This window comes from Microbacterium festucae, from assembly GCF_025421715.1.
GTDB lineage: Bacteria > Actinomycetota > Actinomycetes > Actinomycetales > Microbacteriaceae > Microbacterium > Microbacterium festucae.
The window spans coordinates 621,710-637,118 of record NZ_JAOEFC010000001.1; the positions used below are offsets into that span (position 1 = coordinate 621,710).

At 72.8% G+C, this 15,409-nt stretch carries 16 protein-coding genes; 1 reads left to right on the top strand and 15 read right to left on the bottom strand.

Annotation, left to right across the window (positions count from 1 at the left end; genetic code table 11):
* Positions 1 to 10: 10 nt before the first annotated feature.
* Together cls and N3K63_RS02735 are read right to left on the bottom strand one after the other, a co-directional pair.
* Complete coding sequence (gene cls, locus N3K63_RS02730; protein ID WP_261578427.1) at positions 11 to 1,492, bottom strand: cardiolipin synthase; 1,482 nt, start codon at positions 1,490 to 1,492, stop codon at positions 11 to 13.
* Positions 1,493 to 1,534: 42 nt separating this feature from the next.
* Positions 1,535 to 1,726: a hypothetical protein gene (locus tag N3K63_RS02735; protein WP_261578428.1), complete on the bottom strand. Its 192-nt coding sequence runs from the start codon at positions 1,724 to 1,726 to the stop codon at positions 1,535 to 1,537.
* Between the two features lie 115 nt (positions 1,727 to 1,841).
* Here N3K63_RS02735 and N3K63_RS02740 point away from each other — a divergent pair, with 115 nt between their 5' ends.
* On the top strand, positions 1,842 to 2,972 hold the full coding sequence (locus tag N3K63_RS02740) for a DUF4192 domain-containing protein (protein ID WP_261578429.1): 1,131 nt from the start codon (positions 1,842 to 1,844) through the stop codon (positions 2,970 to 2,972).
* Positions 2,973 to 2,998: 26 nt separating this feature from the next.
* Here the strand turns inward: N3K63_RS02740 and lysS are convergent, their stop codons facing one another.
* From lysS to tilS, 13 genes are all read right to left on the bottom strand, one after another.
* A complete protein-coding gene (gene lysS, locus N3K63_RS02745; protein ID WP_261578432.1) occupies positions 2,999 to 4,567 on the bottom strand; it encodes a lysine--tRNA ligase in 1,569 nt (522 codons plus the stop codon).
* An 85-nt stretch (positions 4,568 to 4,652) separates the two neighbouring features.
* A complete protein-coding gene (locus tag N3K63_RS02750) occupies positions 4,653 to 5,414 on the bottom strand; it encodes a formylglycine-generating enzyme family protein (protein WP_261578433.1) in 762 nt (253 codons plus the stop codon).
* A complete protein-coding gene (locus tag N3K63_RS02755; protein ID WP_261578434.1) occupies positions 5,411 to 6,115 on the bottom strand; it encodes a Rossmann-like and DUF2520 domain-containing protein in 705 nt (234 codons plus the stop codon). The genes N3K63_RS02750 and N3K63_RS02755 overlap by 4 nt, the downstream gene beginning before the upstream one ends.
* Entirely contained in the window at positions 6,112 to 7,962 is a 1,851-nt protein-coding gene (locus N3K63_RS02760; protein WP_261578438.1) for a PH domain-containing protein, read from the bottom strand. The genes N3K63_RS02755 and N3K63_RS02760 overlap by 4 nt, the downstream gene beginning before the upstream one ends.
* Before the next feature lie 13 nt (positions 7,963 to 7,975).
* Positions 7,976 to 8,593 carry a PH domain-containing protein gene (locus N3K63_RS02765; protein WP_261578439.1) on the bottom strand — a complete coding sequence of 206 codons (618 nt, stop codon included), beginning with the start codon at positions 8,591 to 8,593 and terminating at the stop codon, positions 7,976 to 7,978.
* Complete coding sequence (locus N3K63_RS02770; protein WP_261578440.1) at positions 8,538 to 9,032, bottom strand: DUF3180 domain-containing protein; 495 nt, start codon at positions 9,030 to 9,032, stop codon at positions 8,538 to 8,540. The genes N3K63_RS02765 and N3K63_RS02770 overlap by 56 nt, the downstream gene beginning before the upstream one ends.
* On the bottom strand, positions 9,029 to 9,592 hold the full coding sequence (gene folK / locus N3K63_RS02775) for a 2-amino-4-hydroxy-6-hydroxymethyldihydropteridine diphosphokinase (protein ID WP_261578441.1): 564 nt from the start codon (positions 9,590 to 9,592) through the stop codon (positions 9,029 to 9,031). Before folK ends, N3K63_RS02770 begins: the two co-directional genes overlap by 4 nt.
* A complete protein-coding gene (gene folB, locus N3K63_RS02780) occupies positions 9,589 to 9,975 on the bottom strand; it encodes a dihydroneopterin aldolase (protein ID WP_261578442.1) in 387 nt (128 codons plus the stop codon). Before folB ends, folK begins: the two co-directional genes overlap by 4 nt.
* The gene (gene folP / locus N3K63_RS02785) at positions 9,972 to 10,790 is read right to left on the bottom strand and encodes a dihydropteroate synthase (RefSeq protein ID WP_261578446.1); all 819 of its coding nucleotides are present in this window, start codon (positions 10,788 to 10,790) and stop codon (positions 9,972 to 9,974) included. Before folP ends, folB begins: the two co-directional genes overlap by 4 nt.
* Positions 10,787 to 11,428 carry a GTP cyclohydrolase I gene (gene folE, locus N3K63_RS02790; RefSeq protein ID WP_261578447.1) on the bottom strand — a complete coding sequence of 214 codons (642 nt, stop codon included), beginning with the start codon at positions 11,426 to 11,428 and terminating at the stop codon, positions 10,787 to 10,789. The genes folP and folE overlap by 4 nt, the downstream gene beginning before the upstream one ends.
* Positions 11,429 to 11,437: 9 nt before the next feature.
* The gene (ftsH, locus tag N3K63_RS02795) at positions 11,438 to 13,444 is read right to left on the bottom strand and encodes an ATP-dependent zinc metalloprotease FtsH (RefSeq protein ID WP_261578452.1); all 2,007 of its coding nucleotides are present in this window, start codon (positions 13,442 to 13,444) and stop codon (positions 11,438 to 11,440) included.
* Between the two features lie 66 nt (positions 13,445 to 13,510).
* Positions 13,511 to 14,062, bottom strand: a complete 552-nt coding sequence (gene hpt / locus N3K63_RS02800; protein ID WP_261578455.1) for a hypoxanthine phosphoribosyltransferase — start codon at positions 14,060 to 14,062, stop codon at positions 13,511 to 13,513.
* A gap of 39 nt (positions 14,063 to 14,101) precedes the next feature.
* Positions 14,102 to 15,088, bottom strand: coding sequence for a tRNA lysidine(34) synthetase TilS (gene tilS, locus N3K63_RS02805; protein WP_261578458.1), 987 nt, complete (start codon positions 15,086 to 15,088; stop codon positions 14,102 to 14,104).
* Between the last annotated feature and the right edge of the window lie 321 nt (positions 15,089 to 15,409).

The window sequence follows — 15,409 nt, forward strand, 5'->3', positions numbered from 1 at the left end:
GGCGTAACGGTCACTGCAGGGCGGAGGTGAGGCGCGCCAGGTTGTCGAGCACGGTGGAGCGCAGCGGCTGCTTGTTCCACTCCTCGAGGGTGAGCTCGCGCGAGCGCGACCGGTAGTCGTCTTCGACGGCGCGCAGCTGCCGCACGAACTCCTCGCCGCGCACGAGGAGGGTGATCTCGAGGTTGAGACCGAAGGAGCGCATGTCCATGTTGCTCGAGCCGATGACGGCCACCTCGTCGTCGATCGACATCGACTTGGAGTGCAGGATGTAGGGCTTCTCGTACAGCCAGATGCGCACACCGGCGCGCAGGAGCGCCTCGTAGTAGCTGCGCTGGGCGTGGTAGACCATCGCCTGGTCGCCCTCCTCCGAGACGAACAGCTCCACCTCGAGGCCGCGCTGACAGGCGGTCTGGATCGCGGTGAGCAGGCCCTCGTCGGGGACGAAGTAGGGGCTGACGATGATGATCTTGCGCTGGGCGGCGAACAGCAGCGCCATGAACAGCTTGAGGTTGTTCTGGAACTCGAACCCCGGGCCGGAGGGGACGATCTGGCAGTCGAGGTCGCCGCTGCCGGTGCCCAGTTCGAACAGCTCGACACCCTCGACGACGTCGCCCGTCTCGGCATACCAATCGGACAGGAACACCGCGTTGACGGAGGCGACGACGGGGCCGTCGAGGCGCGCCATCATGTCGACCCAGTGCAGGCCGCGGCGGATGTTCTTGCGCAGGTTGTAGGTGGAGTCGGTGACGTTCTGCGACCCGGTGAAGGCCACCGTGCCGTCGACGACGAGGAGCTTGCGGTGGTTGCGCAGGTCGGGACGCTGGTACTTTCCGCGCAGCGGCTGCACCGGCAGCATGAGGTGCCAGTGCGCGCCCATGTCGTGCAGGCGCTTCTTCGTCTGGCGGTAGTAGGGCTTGCCCCGGTTGGCCCAGTGGTCCATGAGCACCCGCACCACGACCCCGCGGGCGGCGACCTCTTCGAGCGCCCGGAAGAAGTCGTCGGTGGTCGCGTCGGTCTGCAGGATGTAGAACTCGACGTGCACGTACTTCTCGGCCTTGCGGATGGCGGCGGCCATGGCGGCGATGCTCTGCTCGTAGTCGGCGATGAGCGTGGCGCCGTTGTCACCGGCGATCGGCATGGCCCCGAGCTTGCGGTTGAGGCGCACGATCGCGGTGAACCAGTCGGGCGCGTTGGGACGCAGGGTGCCGAAGTCGAGCCCGTGGCTGGTGGTGCGGATGTAGTCGTTGATCTGGCTCTGCATCTTGCGGCGCTTGCGCGGCAGCCGCGGGTTGCCGATGAGCAGGAACAGCAGCACGCCCACGAACGGGATGAAGTAGATCGCCAGCAGCCACGCCATCGCGGCGGTGGGACGCCGGTTGCGCGGGACGACGATGATCGCGAGGACGCGGATGATGATGTCGGCGACGAGCACCACGATCGGCCAGAAGGCGACGATCGTCAACACCCAGTTGGTGTCATCCCCAGAATCCACGCGCTCCTCCGTCGGTCCAGCCCAGCGTAGCGGGCGGCGGAGTCAGCGCCCGGCGCTGTCGCCCGCGACCGGCGGGAGCCCGCGCTTGGCGCGCTCCTCCGCCTGGATCTGGGCGTAGACGCGGCGCTCGCTGCGATCCATCCGCAGGATCGAGCGCAGCACGTAGATGAACAGCCCCAGCACCACGACGGTGGGCAGCAGCGACCAGACGACGGCGGTCCAGTACGAGTCCATGCCTCCATCGTAACGGCCGCATCACTTCCTCACCTGCGGGCACTTTCGACAATCCGCCCCCACCGGGGCACCCTGCGCTCCCACGCCGGCGCCGGGCGGCCCAGGCTCACCTGCCATGACCACCGTCGTGAAGGCCGCCGGAGCGGCCGAGTTCCTCGCCCTCGTCCCGCGCCTCCTTGGCTACACCGCCGTGCGCAGCGCCGTGCTCGTGCCCACCGCCCGAGGCCGCAGCCTCGGCGCGATGCGCCTCGACCTTCCCCCCGACGACCCCGCCATGATCGACATGTTCGCCTCGACGGCGGTCGGGTTCGTGTGCCGCGTGCCCGACGTCGACGCGTTCGTCGTCGTGGTCTACACCGACGAGCCGATCGGCGACGCCCTCCCGTTCGCGCCCCTCGTGGCGGCGCTGCGCCTGCGCGCCGCCGCGAGCGGGCTGACGATCGTCGACGCGCTCGTGGTCGCCGGCGACGGCTGGGGATCGCACGACGACCCCGACCTGCCCCCGCACGGTCGCCCCCTGGCCGAGATCGTCACCCGGATGCCGTCGGGCCAGGCCGCTCTCCCCGCCGATCAGGCCAGCGGCGCGGCCCTGCCGCCGCACTCGGCCGCCGAGCGGCGCCGGGTGGGCGCGGCGATGCGCTCGCTGCGCACGTCGCTGGAGGTGCTGTGCGGCATCCCCGGCGGTCCGCACACCGAGCGGGTCGACCCGGCGGCGCTGGAGGCGGCGTGCGCCCTCGACGACCTGCCGCGGCTCATCGAGCGCGCGCTCGCCTGGGCCCCGGACGACCTTCCCGCGATGGACGCGGCGCTCATCGGCTGGTGCCTGGCGCGGCCGTCGCTGCGCGACGTGGCGCTGGTGCAGTGGGCGGGCGACATCGTCGACGGGGAGGACGCCCTCGACGCGCAGCGCCGGTGGGAGGACGGCGAGGAGTACCCCGCCGACCTCGCCGCCGTGATGTGGGGCGAGGGCCGCCGGCCCGATCCGGAGCGACTGGGACGCGCGCTCGAGCTCAGCCGTCACGTGGCGGCGCTGCTCTCGGTGCGCCAGCGCCCCGGGCCGCTGGCGGTATGCGCGTGGCTGTCGTGGGCCCTCGGCCGTTCCACCCACGCCGAGCGCTATGCGCAGCTGGCGCAGGAGATCGATCCCGAGCACGGGCTGGCCGACATCATCCGGTCGTTCGTGGCGGCGGGGCACCTGCCCGACTGGGCGTTCCACCGCCGCCCCGGCATCCCGCTCGGCACGTGAGCGCCGTGGCGGGGATGCCGGCGGTGCTACTTGACCAGCGGGAAGAGGATCGTCTCGCGGATGCCGAGCCCGGTGATCGCCATCATGAGGCGGTCGATGCCCATGCCCATGCCACCGGTGGGCGGCATGCCGTGCTCGAGGGCGCGGAGGAACTCCTCGTCGACGCGCATGGCCTCGTCGTCGCCACGGGCGGCGAGCTTCGCCTGCTCGACGAAGCGCTCGCGCTGGATGACGGGGTCGACGAGCTCGGAGTAGCCGGTGGCCAGCTCGAAGCCGCGCACGTAGAGGTCCCACTTCTCGACGACGCCCGCGATCGTGCGGTGCTCGCGCACGAGGGGGCTGGTGTCGAGGGGGAAGTCCATGACGAACGTCGGGCGCTCGAGGCCGCCCTTGACGAAGTGCTCCCACAGCTCTTCGACGAACTTGCCGTGCGTGGCGATCTTCTCGGGCACCTCGACTCCGACCTCGGCGGCGAGCGCCTTGAGCTCGTCGATGCCGGTGGCCGGCGTGATGGTGCGGCCGGCCGCCTCGGACAGGGAGTCGTACATCGAGATGCGGTCCCACTGCCCGCCGAGGTCGTACTCGGTGCCGTCGGCCCAGACGACCGTGGTGGAGCCCGAGACGGCGACGGCCGCCTGCTGGATCAGCTCCTGGGTGAGGTCGGCGATGCCGTTGTAATCGCTGTAGGCCTGGTAGGCCTCGAGCATCGCGAACTCGGGGCTGTGGGTGGAGTCGGCGCCCTCGTTGCGGAAGTTGCGGTTGATCTCGAACACCCGGTCGATGCCGCCGACGACGGCGCGCTTGAGGAAGAGCTCGGGCGCGATGCGCAGGAACAGGTCGGTGTCGAACGCGTTGGACTTGGTGACGAACGGCCGGGCCGAGGCGCCGCCGTGCTGCACCTGCAGCATCGGGGTCTCGACCTCGAGGAAGTCGTGGGCGGCGAAGGTGGCACGCAGGCTCGCGTTGGCCTTGGCGCGGGCGATGACCGTCTCACGCGCCCGATCGCGCACGATCAGGTCGAGGAATCGCGAGCGCACCCGCGACTCCTCGCTCAGCTCGGTGTGCAGGTTCGGCAGCGGCAGCAGCGCCTTGGCGGCGATGGCCCAGTCGGCGACCATGATCGACAGCTCGCCGCGGCGGCTCGAGATCACCTGGCCGGTGACCGAGACGTGGTCGCCCAGGTCGACGAGCTCCTTCCACGCCTGCAGCGATTCCTCGCCCACCTCGGCGAGCGAGACCATCGCCTGGATGCGGCTGCCGTCGCCGGACTGCAGCGACGCGAAGCAGAGCTTGCCGGTGTTGCGGCTGAAGACCACGCGACCGGCGACCGAGGCGGTGACCCCGGTCTCGGCGCCGGCTTCGAGGTCGGCGTAGCGGGCACGCAGGGCGGGGATCGTGTCGGTGACCGGCACCGCCACCGGGTAGGCGCCGCCGGCGGCGTCGGTGCGCTCGGCCAGCAGGCGCTCGCGCTTGGCCAGGCGCACGGCCTTCTGCTCGAAGACGTCGTCGAGGATGTCGTCGACCTCGGCGGCGGGGGCGTTCGACCCGGTGGGGACGGTCGGCTCGGCGGGCGCGGGTGCGGGCGCGTCGGTCATGGTGAAAAGGCTCCTCGGGGTCGACCACTGATTCTATCGACCGCTCCTGGGCGCTCCCCCGGCAACGGGTCCCCCCGGTCACCGGTCAGCGCAGCGGCGTCCAGCCCGGCGGCAGCGGGCCGTCGTCGACGGCGCGTTCCCGATCGGCGGCCAGCGACCAGCCCTGCGCGGCGTCGACGGCGTCGAATCCCCCGCGCGCCACCCGCAGCCCGACATCGTCGTGGTGCATGCGCGGCGCGCCGCCGCGGCGCACACCGGCGCGCACACTCCAGGCGTCGTCGGCGAAACCGCCGCCGCGGAACACCCGGTAATCGCCGTAGCGCAGCGGGTCGAGCAGGTCCCAGCACCACTCCCACGCGTTGCCGAGCGTGTCGAACAGACCGAAGAGATTCGGATGCCTGCCGCCGACCGGCTGCGGTGCGCTCAGCCCGTCGGCCGCCGTCCAGGCGACCTCGGGGAGCGGTCCGTACTGGGCGCCGGTGGAGCCGGCACGGCACGCGTACTCCCACTCGGCTTCGGTCGGCAGACGGAAGCCGTCGGAGTCGACGAGCCAGGAGACCTCGTCGCCGTCGACGCGGTAGGCGGGGTCGAGCCCCTCCCACTCCGACAGGGCGTTGCAGAACCGCACGGCCCGTTGCCACGACAGGTCGGTCGCCGGGCGGCGCGGGTCGTCGGGGTCGCCGGTGCCGGGCGAGGCGACGCCGAGCACGTCGGACAGCTGCTCCCGCGTGACCGCATAGACGCCCAGCTCGAACGGCTCGAGACGCACGGTGCGCCGCATGCGCCGCCGGGCGTCGCGCAGCTCCACTTCGCCGGCGGGGATCGCGGCGAGTTCGACCTCTGTCACCGCAGCTCCTCGTCGGGCGCCGGTCCCTGACCGGCTTCGACGAGGGCGCGCTCGACGGTGGAGTGCAGAAGGGGCGACAGGTAGCGCCCGGGCGCGGGCACCCCCGCCTGGTCGAGCAGCCGCGCGGCCTGGCGCACGATCGACGCCGAGAACTCCGTCGCGGTGGCGATCGCCTCACCGTAGGCGGCGCGGTCGTCTTCGGCCACGACGATCGGCTCGCATCCGAGCTCGACGGCGAGCGCCTGCGCGATGGGCAGCACCGAGCCGGGCGCCGTCACCGCCGCGTAGGCCCCGGCCAGCTGACGCAGGTCGATCGAGGTGCCGGTGAAGGTGATCGCCGGGTGCACGGCCAACGGGATGACGCCCTTGCCGACGGCGGGCGCGAGCACACCGGTGCCGTAGGCGGGGTCGGTGTGCAGCACGAGCTGCCCCGGCTGCCACGCCCCGAGGTCGGCGAGCCCCGTCACCAGGGCCGGCAGCTCGTCGTGCGGCACCGCGATCACCACGAGCTCGCTGCGGCGAACGACCTCGTCGGCGGCGAGCACCGGCACACCGGGCAGCACCGCCTCGACCCGCTCGGGATCACTGCCCGAGGTCACCCCGGTGAGGGCGTGCCCCGCGCCGGCGAGCGCCGCGGCGATGATCGGGCCCACGCGGCCCGCACCGATGACCCCGACGCCGAGTCTGCCGCTGCGGATCACGTGCGCTCCTCCGTCGTGGGCGCGGTGGCGACGGCACTCGAGTCCGCGGCGTCCGGCCGCGAAGGCTCGGCCGGCACGGCATCCGGGCTCACGGCATCCGGCTCGACGGCACCCGAGTCCGCGGCTTCTGCCCGCGGAGCCTCGGCCGGCGCAGCATCCGGCCGCGGAGCCTCGGCCGGCGCGGCATCCGGGCTCGCGGCATCCGGCTCGTCGTCCTCGGCGTCCCAGCGGTGCGAACGGTCGGCGGCGGAGGCGGCGACCACCGCGACGGCCACGTCTTCCCAGACGCGCTGGGTGGCGGCGCGGTCGAGGATGCCGAGGCCCCCCGACACCTGGCCGAGCACGGTGTGTCCGGTGAGGTTGGCGACATCGAGGCGGCGGTCGAGGGGGCCCTGGCTGATGCGCACCGACTGCAGGCGCGCCAGCGGCAGCACCACCAGCACGCGGCGCAGCACGCCCGAGCGCAGCAGCAGCACGTCGGGGGTGAGGCGGAAGCCGTTGCGGCGCCACGACAGCGGGCGCAGCCAGCGCGCCCGCCGCGGGGTCGTCGCGAAGCCGTCGCCCTCGGCGGGGCCGAGCACGCCCTGCGGGAACAGTCGCTCCTGCTCGTCGGCGGGCAGCCCCGGCAGCAGCAGTCGCAGCACCCGCTCGGCGTCGGCCCGCGTGCCCACCGGCAGCACGTCGGCGAACTGCACCGACTGGGTGTCGGTGGCCGAGCGCCCCGAGAGGCGGTTGACGCGCAGGCGCCACCAGCCGAACTTGCGCCACAGCAGCGGCTGGGCGATCTCGACGGCGTGGATGCGCCCCGGCGGGAGGGTCTCGGTGATCGTCGTGAACAGTCCGAAGGTGATGCGGATGCCGGCCGGCGTCGGCGCGATCGCGTAGCGCAGCGACCGCGTGATCTGGCGGAACCAGTAGGTTCCGAAACCGATGAGGGCGGGGACGATGGAGAACAGCACCCACGGGGTGCCGAAGATCGAGCCGACGACGACGGCGGCGACCAGCGCGATCAGCCACAGCGTGGACCCCGACAGCAGGTGCGCGCCGATGATGCGGCCGGTGGGGATGTGGACGACCGATTCCGGCTCTTCGACGGGTGCTTCGGCGCCGTCGATGAGGCCGGTGAGCCCGGCGCCGACGGTGGCCACGGCCGCGCGCGTGCGGGTGCCGGCGGCCTCGCCGCGGGCCGCCTGCGCGCCCAGGCGGCGACCTGAGGCCAGGCGCAGGATGTCGGCGCGGATCGTCTCGGCGTTGGCCGTCGACAGGTACTCCAGCTTCACGTTGGAGTCCAGGCCCGCGCCGACGACCTCGAGCTTGGCGGCGCCCAGCAGACGCGCGACCATCGGCCGCGTGAGGTCGACCCCCTGCACGCGGTCGAGCGGGGCGCGGCGGTGCGTGCGGAACAGCACTCCGCTGCGCACCTCGACGTCGTCGCCGGTGATGCGGAACGTGTGGAAGCGCCACGAGGTCCAGAACAGGGCGAGCAGCACCACCAGGGTGACCACGACCGCCAGCAGCGCGATGAGCAGCAATTCGTGCGTCACGAGGTACTCGACCGGGTCGGCCTCGGCGGCGTACTCGTCCCACTCGACGCCGTCGGGCAGCATCCACGGGAACACCAGCTCGATCAGGCGGTCGCGCAGGTTGGCGACGACGATGCCGATCAGCACGATGAGGAACAGGCCGCCGCGCAGCAGCGGCGTCAGCGGGTGCAGCCGGTGCCATTCGCCGTCGCTGAGCGGCGAGCGCACGAGCTCGGCGGGCACCGGCGCGACCGCCGTCCCGGCGACAGGGGCGGCAGGGGCGGGGGCGGCGGGCTCGGGCGGCGGCGGGGGCAGATCGCTCACGGTGCGGTTCGCCTCACAGCCCGGTCCGGCGCGATTCGGCGACGTCGATGAGGGTGTCGCGCAGCTCCTCGGCCGAGGCCTGCCGCAGGCCCGGGATCGTCACCCCGGTGGCCGCGGCGGCGGTCACGAGCTTCAGCTGGGCGATGCCGAACCCCCGGTCCAGCGGCCCGTGCGTGATGTCGACGAGCTGCATGCGCCCGTAGGGCACCGCGACGATGCGCTGCCACAGGATGCCGCGGCGGAAGACCAGGTCGTCCTTGCGCAGCCGGTAGCCGATCGACCGCGCCTGACGCGGCAGGATCGCCAGCGTCCACACGAGGATCACCGTGACGATGGCCGCGGGGATCCACACCCAGGTCTGATCCAGCACCAGCGCGCCGACGAGGGCGGCGGCCACGACCAGCACGAGCAGGGCCCCGCTCGAGATGAGCTGCACGATGACGTACTGCGGCGCGATCTGATGCCAGGTGCCGTCGTCGAGCGTGAGGCGGTTGGTGCTGCGCGGCTCGACGATCGCGGGGAACGTGCCCTCGTCGAGCACCGACACGGATGCCGGGGCGTCGGCCGCCGGCACGTCAGTCGTGGTGGGAGTATCCGAGTCCGGGCTCGGGTGGTCCGGGCTGGTCGTCATCGTCGTCCTTCCGAATGGTGCAGAGGTGCTCGGCGACGAGGCTCGCCGCGGTCAGCACGGCGCCCGCGACCAGAGCCGCGATCACCGCTCCCGTCGAGCCTAACGAGGGCGCGACGGGACGGGTGAGAAGGAACGAGAGCAGTCCGCCGCCGATGCCGGCGACGACGGCCCCGACGATGCTGGCGGCCTTGGCGAGCATCACCACGCGCACGGCGCGGAACGGGTCGACCTGCGCACCGCCGGCGCCACTGGTGGCGCGGCGGATCGGGATGGCCAGCAGCAGCACGACGACCGCCAGCAGCACCAGCAGCACGGGCAGCGCCAGCGACGGCGTGAACGTGGGGCGGGCGTTGGAGGTGAGCAGCTGGTCGACGAGGAAGCCGATCACGAGCCCGGCGAACACCGACCCGGCGATGACGCCCGCGCTCGTGCGCTTCACGAGCCGGCCCCCGCCTCGCCGGTGGCCGTGGCGTCTTCGAGCGCGGCGAGCAGGGCGTCGACGCGTCCCGCGCCCGGCAGCACGGCATCCGGGTCGACGGCCGCCCACGGTGCCAGCACGAACACCCGCTCGGCGGCGCGCGGATGCGGCAGCGTGAGCGCGGGATCGTCGGAGCGCAGGTCGCCGTAGGCGATGAGGTCGAGGTCGAGGGTGCGGTCGCCCCAGCGCTCGCGCCGCTCCCGGCCGTGCCGGGCCTCGATGGCGTGCAGATAGGTGAGCAGCACGCTCGGCGCGAGGCGCGTCTGCAGCAGCGCGACGGTGTTGAGGTAGGCGGGCGCGTCGGTGTCGGGGCCCGCGAGGGTCACCGCCACCGTCTCGATCGGGGCGGCGGCGGCCGTCACCCGCGTGAGCGGCAGGCGCGCGAGGTCGCCGAGCGCCTGCGCGATGGCATCCGCACGGTCGCCGAGGTTGGCGCCCAGGGCGACCACGACGGCGGCCGGGGACGCGTCGGCGCGCTGCACGGGCTCGTCGCGGATGCCCTGCGCGAGTCGGCGGCTCACGCGACGACCTCGGCGGGGGCGTCGTCGCGGGTGCGGCGGATGGTCACGGCGACGTCACCGAACGGCACCGGGATGGGCGCCTGCGGTTTGTGGAGGGTCACCGTCACCGCCTGCACGGCGGGACGCTCGAGGATCGCATCGGCGATGCGGGCGGCGAGGGTCTCGAGCAGGTTCACCGGGTCGCCCGCGAGGATCGCGGCGACCTGCTCGGCGACCTCGCCGTAGTGCACGGTGTCGGCGACGTCGTCGGTCGCGGCGGCGCGGGCCAGGGGCAGCTCGAGCACGAGGTCGGCGACGAACTGCTGCCCGTCACGGCGCTCGTGGTCGTAGACCCCGTGGAATCCGGTCGCCCGGATGCCGGCGATGCTGATGGTGTCGGTCATCGACCCTCCCAACGGCTCAAGACGCCCAGGGCGTCGCGGGTGGCCGACACGTCGTGCACGCGCACCGCCCAGGCGCCGGCCTGCGCGGCCAGCACGCTCGTCACGGCGGTGGCCAGGTCGCGGCGCTGCTCGGTGACCTCGGCGGCGGGCGCCTCGGCGCTGATCTCGCGCAGCGCGTCGGCGATGAAGCCCTTGCGGCTCGTGCCGACGAGCACGCGGTGCCCGAGGCCGACGAGCGCGTCCAGCGCCCGCAGCGCCTCCCAGTTCTGCGGCCCGCGCTTGCCGAACCCGATGCCGGGATCGACGATCACGCGACTCGCGGGGATGCCCGCGGCCGTCGCGGCGGCGGCACGGGCGGCCACCTCGCGCACGAGGTCGCTGCGCACGTCGGCGTACTCGGCATGCGCATACATATCGGCGGAGTGGCCGCGCCAGTGCTGCAGCACGATGTCGGCATCCGTGCCGGCGATGGCCGGGAGCATGTCGGGGTCGGCGAGGCCGCCCGACACGTCGTTGACGATGCGCGCACCGGCGGCGACGGCGGCCAGCGCGGTGGCGGCGTTCATGGTGTCGATGCTGACCACGGCGCCCTCGGCGGCCAGGGCGGTGACCACCGGCAGCACGCGCGCCTGCTCGACGGCCGCGCCCACGCGCTCCGCGCCGGGGCGGGTCGATTCGCCCCCGACATCGAGCAGATCGGCGCCGGCCGCGCGCAGCGCCCGGGCATGGGCGATGGCGGCATCCGCGTCGAGGTAGCGGCCGCCGTCGCTGAACGAATCGGGGGTCACGTTGACGATGCCCATCACGAGCGTCATGCGCCCGCCCCATGGGACGGCCCGTGGGGTGCGCCGTGGGGTGCGCCGTGGGGTGCGGCGCCGACGAGCAGGGCGATGATCTCGGCGCGGGCGGCGGGCTCGGCCAGATCGCCGCGGGCGGCGATGGTCACCGTGGAGGTGTCGGGCTGGCGGCCGCCGCGCATCGTGACGCACTGGTGGGTCGCGTCGAGCACGACGAGCACGCCGCGGGTGTCGAGCGAGCCCGCGATCGTGTCGGCGATCTGCTCGCCCAGGCGCTCCTGCACCTGCGGACGGGCGGCGAGCACGTCGACCACCCGCGGCAGTGCACCCAGGCCCACGACCTGCTCGCCCGGCAGGTAGGCGATGTGCGCGCGCCCGGCGAAGGGCAGCAGGTGGTGCTCGCACACCGACCGGAAGCGGATGTCGCGCAGCATGACCGCCCCGGAGGGCAGCGTCTCGGGGGCCGGCCCCCGGGTCACCGAGATGGTGTGGGCCAGCGGTGCCCCGGCATCCTCGCCGACGCCGGCGAAGAACTCCGCATACAGGTCGGCGACGCGCTCGGGAGTCGTCTTCAGCCCCGGACGCCCGGGGTCTTCCCCGATCGCCTCGAGGAGCTCGCGCACAGCGGCGGCGACGCGGTCACGATCGACGGCCACGTGCCGAGCCTACGCGGTCGCCGGCCGGGCCTGCCCCGTCGGGCGCCGCGCGGGCGCCGTCTTGGCCGCCGGGGCGTCTTCGGCCGAGGCGGATGCCGCGACGTCGACCTCGGCGCGACGCGGCACGTCGACCGGCGGCAGCGTCGAGACGGGGCGCTGGTCGCTGGAGAGCCACTGCGGACGCGGCGGCAGGTGCGTGACGTCCTTGAAGATCTCGGCGAGCTCGAGGTGGTCGAGCGTCTCCTTCTCGAGCAGGGCCAGCGCCAGCCGGTCGAGCACCTCGCGGTTGGCGTTGAGCACCTCGTAGGCCTCGTCGTGGGCCTGCTCGATGAGCGCGCGCACCTGCGCGTCGACGCGCTCGGCGACCCGCTCCGAGAAGTCGCGGCCGTGACCCATGTCGCGCCCCATGAACACCTCGCCCGACGACGAGCCGAGCTTGACCGGGCCCACGTCGGTGGTCATGCCGTACTCGGTGACCATCTTGCGGGCGATGCCGGTGGCCTTCTCGATGTCGTTGCTGGCGCCGGTGGTGGGGTCGTGGAACACGATCTCCTCGGCGACGCGGCCGCCCATGGCGTAGGCCAGCTGGTCTTGGAGCTCGTTGCGGGTGACCGAGTACTTGTCTTCCAGCGGCAGCACCATCGTGTAGCCGAGGGCCTTGCCGCGCGGCAGGATCGTGATCTTCGTCACCGGGTCGGTGTGGTTCATCGCCGCCGCGGCGAGGGCGTGGCCGCCCTCGTGGTAGGCGGTGATGAGCTTCTCCTTGTCCCTCATCACGCGGGTGCGGCGCTGCGGACCGGCGATGACGCGGTCGATCGCCTCGTCGAGCGCCCGCATGTCGATCAGCTGCGCGTTGGAGCGGGCGGTGAGCAGCGCGGCCTCGTTCAGCACGTTCGCGAGGTCGGCGCCGGTGAAGCCGGGCGTCTTGCGGGCGATGACGGCGAGGTCGACCGACGGCGAGAGCGGCTTGCCGCGGCCGTGCACCTCGAGGATGCGCTGACGGCCCTTCAGGTCGGGGGCGTCCACGCCGATCTGGCGGTCGAAGCGACCGGGGCGCAGCAGCGCCGGGTCGAGGATGTCGGGGCGGTTGGTGGCCGCGATGACGATCACCGACTCCTTGGGGTCGAAGCCGTCCATCTCGACGAGCATCTGGTTCAGCGTCTGCTCGCGCTCGTCGTGACCGCCGCCCATGCCGGCGCCGCGGTGGCGGCCGACGGCATCGATCTCATCGATGAAGATGATCGCCGGGGCGTTCTCCTTGGCCTGGTTGAACAGGTCGCGCACGCGGCTCGCGCCGACGCCGACGAACATCTCGACGAAGTCCGACCCCGAGATCGAGTAGAACGGCACGCCCGCCTCGCCGGCGACCGCACGGGCGAGCAGCGTCTTTCCGGTTCCGGGAGGGCCGTACAGTAGCACGCCCTTCGGGATGCGGGCGCCGACCGCCTGGAACTTGGTCGGGTCCTTCAGGAAGTCCTTGATCTCCTGCATCTCCTCGATGGCCTCGTCGGAGCCGGCGACATCGGCGAAGGTGACCGTCGGGGTCTCCTTGGTGACGAGCTTGGCGCGCGACTTGCCGAACTGCATGACGCGGCTGTTGCCGCCCTGCGCGGCCGAGAAGAAGAACCAGAAGAGCAGGCCCAGCAGCAGCAGCGGGAACATGATCGAGAGCAGACCCTCGAACCAGCCCGGGCGCGGCACCACGTCGTTGAAGCCGTCGGACGGGGCCGACGCGCTGATGGCATCCACCACCTCCGCGGAGCGGGCGTCGACGTAGTAGAACTGCACCTGCTCGGAGCCCTCGAACGGGGCCGACAGGGTCAGGTCGACGCGCTGGTCACCGTCGGTGTTGACCACCTCGGTGACGGTGTCGCCCTTCAGAAGCTCGAGACCCTGCTGCGTCGTGATCTGCTTGGCGCCGCCGAGGCTGTTGATCAGCGTCATGCCGAGCAGCAGCAGCACTCCGATGAGCACCACGTACACGAACGGATTGCGGGCGAGCTTCTTGAAATCCATGGTCCGCACAGGCTATCGCGCGAGGACTGTGCCTCGACTGTGCGTTCGTCCTGGGCGTACGGTGCGTCAGCTGTAGACGTGCGGCGCGAGCACGGCCACGTCGCGCAGGTTGCGGTAGCGCTCGGCGTAGTCGAGGCCGTAGCCGACGACGAAGTCGTTGGGGATGTCGAAGCCGACGTAGCGGCAGTCGATCTCGACCTTGGCGGCCTCGGGCTTGCGCAGCAGCGCCAGCACCTCGATCGACTCGGCACCGCGCGAGGCGAAGTTCTCGAGCAGCCAGCTGAGGGTCAGGCCCGAGTCGATGATGTCCTCGACGATCAGCACGTGCTTGCCGTGCAGGTCGGTGTCGAGGTCTTTGCGGATCTGCACGACGCCGCTCGACTTCGTGCCGGCGCCGTACGACGACACCGCCATCCAGTCCATCGAGATGTCGCGCTGCAGCAGCCGGGCGAAGTCGGCCATCACCATGACCGCGCCCTTGAGCACGCCGATGAGGATCAGGTCCTCGCCCTCGTAATCGGCGTCGACCCGCGCGGCGAGCTCGGTGAGCTTGGCGTGGATCTGCTCCTCGGTGACGAGGACATCCGTGAGCTGGTCAGCGATATCGGCCGCGCGCATGCCTTCGAGTGTACGTGGCGCCCGCCGGCCGCCGAGCGGTCAGGTCGCAGTGAAAACGATGCGGATGCCCTCGCGCCGGGCCGTGCAGCCGGGGAGGTCGAGGGGGCCCTGGCCGCGCCAGTCGGTCGCGAGGCGGCCCACCTCCACCGTCTGGGTGCGGGTGAGGCTCACCCCGAACTCGCTGTGCACGACATGGCGGATGATCCGGTGCCGCAGCGCGGCGGGGTTGGCGGCCAGGGCGGCCACCGACACCGAGATGCCCGCCTCGGCGTGCTCGACGATGTCTTCGATCGTCTCGTCGATCATGTCGGCGAACGCCTCGGCATCCTCGCGCAGCTGCTCGGCGGTGCGGGCCAGCGCCTCGGCGACGCCCGGTCCGAGCTCCGATTCCAGCAGCGGCATCACGTCTTGGCGCACCCGCACCCGCAGGAAGCGCCGGTCGAGGTTGTGCGGGTCGTCCCAGGGCGGCAGGCCCGCGGCCACGCACGCGGCGCGGGTGGTGGCGCGGCGCACGGTGAGCAGCGGCCGCAGCCACCGCACGCCCTCCTCGACGCGATCGGGCGACATGCCCGCCAGGCTCAGCGCCCCCGAGCCGCGGGCGAGGCCCGCCAGCACCGTCTCGGCCTGGTCGTCGAGGGTATGCGCCAGCAGCACGGCGGTGGCGGCCTGCTGGCGTGCGGCCGCGGTGAGCGCGCCGCGGCGCGCGTCGCGGGCGGCGGCCTCGGGTCCGCCCTCGGTGCCGACCTCGACGCGCACGACCCGCGCCGGAAGACCCAGTTGCTCGGCGGTGGCCGCGGCACGGGCGGCGACGACGTCCGACCCGTCCTGCAGCCCGTGGTCGACGACGACGGCGGTCGCCGCGACACCGGCCTTGGGCGCCTCGAAGGCCACGGCCGCCGCCAGCGCGAGCGAGTCGGCCCCGCCGGACAGCCCCACCAGCACCGGCCCGGTCAGACCCTCGAGGCATCCGCGCACCGCGCGACGGATCTCGGCGACGGCGGGGTCGAGGCTCGGGCGATGCGGCATACGCCCACGGTAGCCGGGCGAGGGGTGGGGTGCGGTGGGGCGGTGGGGCGGTGGGGCGGTGGGGTGGTGGGGCGCGGTGCCCGAGGCCGGGTGCGGCGGCGGGTGACCGGGCGGGTGGGCCGGGCGTGGTGACCTGAGCGCGGTGGCCCATAACTCAGGCAATTCGGGCGTTCCGCCCGGCCACGGACGCTCGGGGCCGGATTCTGCCTGAGTTATGGTCCGCTCGGCGGCCGTGACCGCCCGGCACGACGCCGGCCGGGCGGGCTGGAGGCGCCGCGACTAGGCTTGAGCCGCATATCCGCAGCCTTCAGAAGGAGCACC

What these genes read in the sequence shown, in the direction of transcription:
- ftsH (WP_261578452.1), bottom strand. Translation starts at nt 13,444, where the DNA reads ATGGATTTCAAGAAGCTCGCCCGCAATCCGTTCGTGTACGTGGTGCTC.
- folB (WP_261578442.1), bottom strand. Translation starts at nt 9,975, where the DNA reads ATGACCGACACCATCAGCATCGCCGGCATCCGGGCGACCGGATTCCAC.
- lysS (WP_261578432.1), bottom strand. Translation starts at nt 4,567, where the DNA reads ATGACCGACGCGCCCGCACCCGCGCCCGCCGAGCCGACCGTCCCCACC.
- tilS (WP_261578458.1), bottom strand. Translation starts at nt 15,088, where the DNA reads ATGCCGCATCGCCCGAGCCTCGACCCCGCCGTCGCCGAGATCCGTCGC.
- hpt (WP_261578455.1), bottom strand. Translation starts at nt 14,062, where the DNA reads ATGCGCGCGGCCGATATCGCTGACCAGCTCACGGATGTCCTCGTCACC.
- folP (WP_261578446.1), bottom strand. Translation starts at nt 10,790, where the DNA reads ATGACGCTCGTGATGGGCATCGTCAACGTGACCCCCGATTCGTTCAGC.
- N3K63_RS02740 (WP_261578429.1), top strand. Translation starts at nt 1,842, where the DNA reads ATGACCACCGTCGTGAAGGCCGCCGGAGCGGCCGAGTTCCTCGCCCTC.
- N3K63_RS02765 (WP_261578439.1), bottom strand. Translation starts at nt 8,593, where the DNA reads ATGACGACCAGCCCGGACCACCCGAGCCCGGACTCGGATACTCCCACC.
- N3K63_RS02735 (WP_261578428.1), bottom strand. Translation starts at nt 1,726, where the DNA reads ATGGACTCGTACTGGACCGCCGTCGTCTGGTCGCTGCTGCCCACCGTC.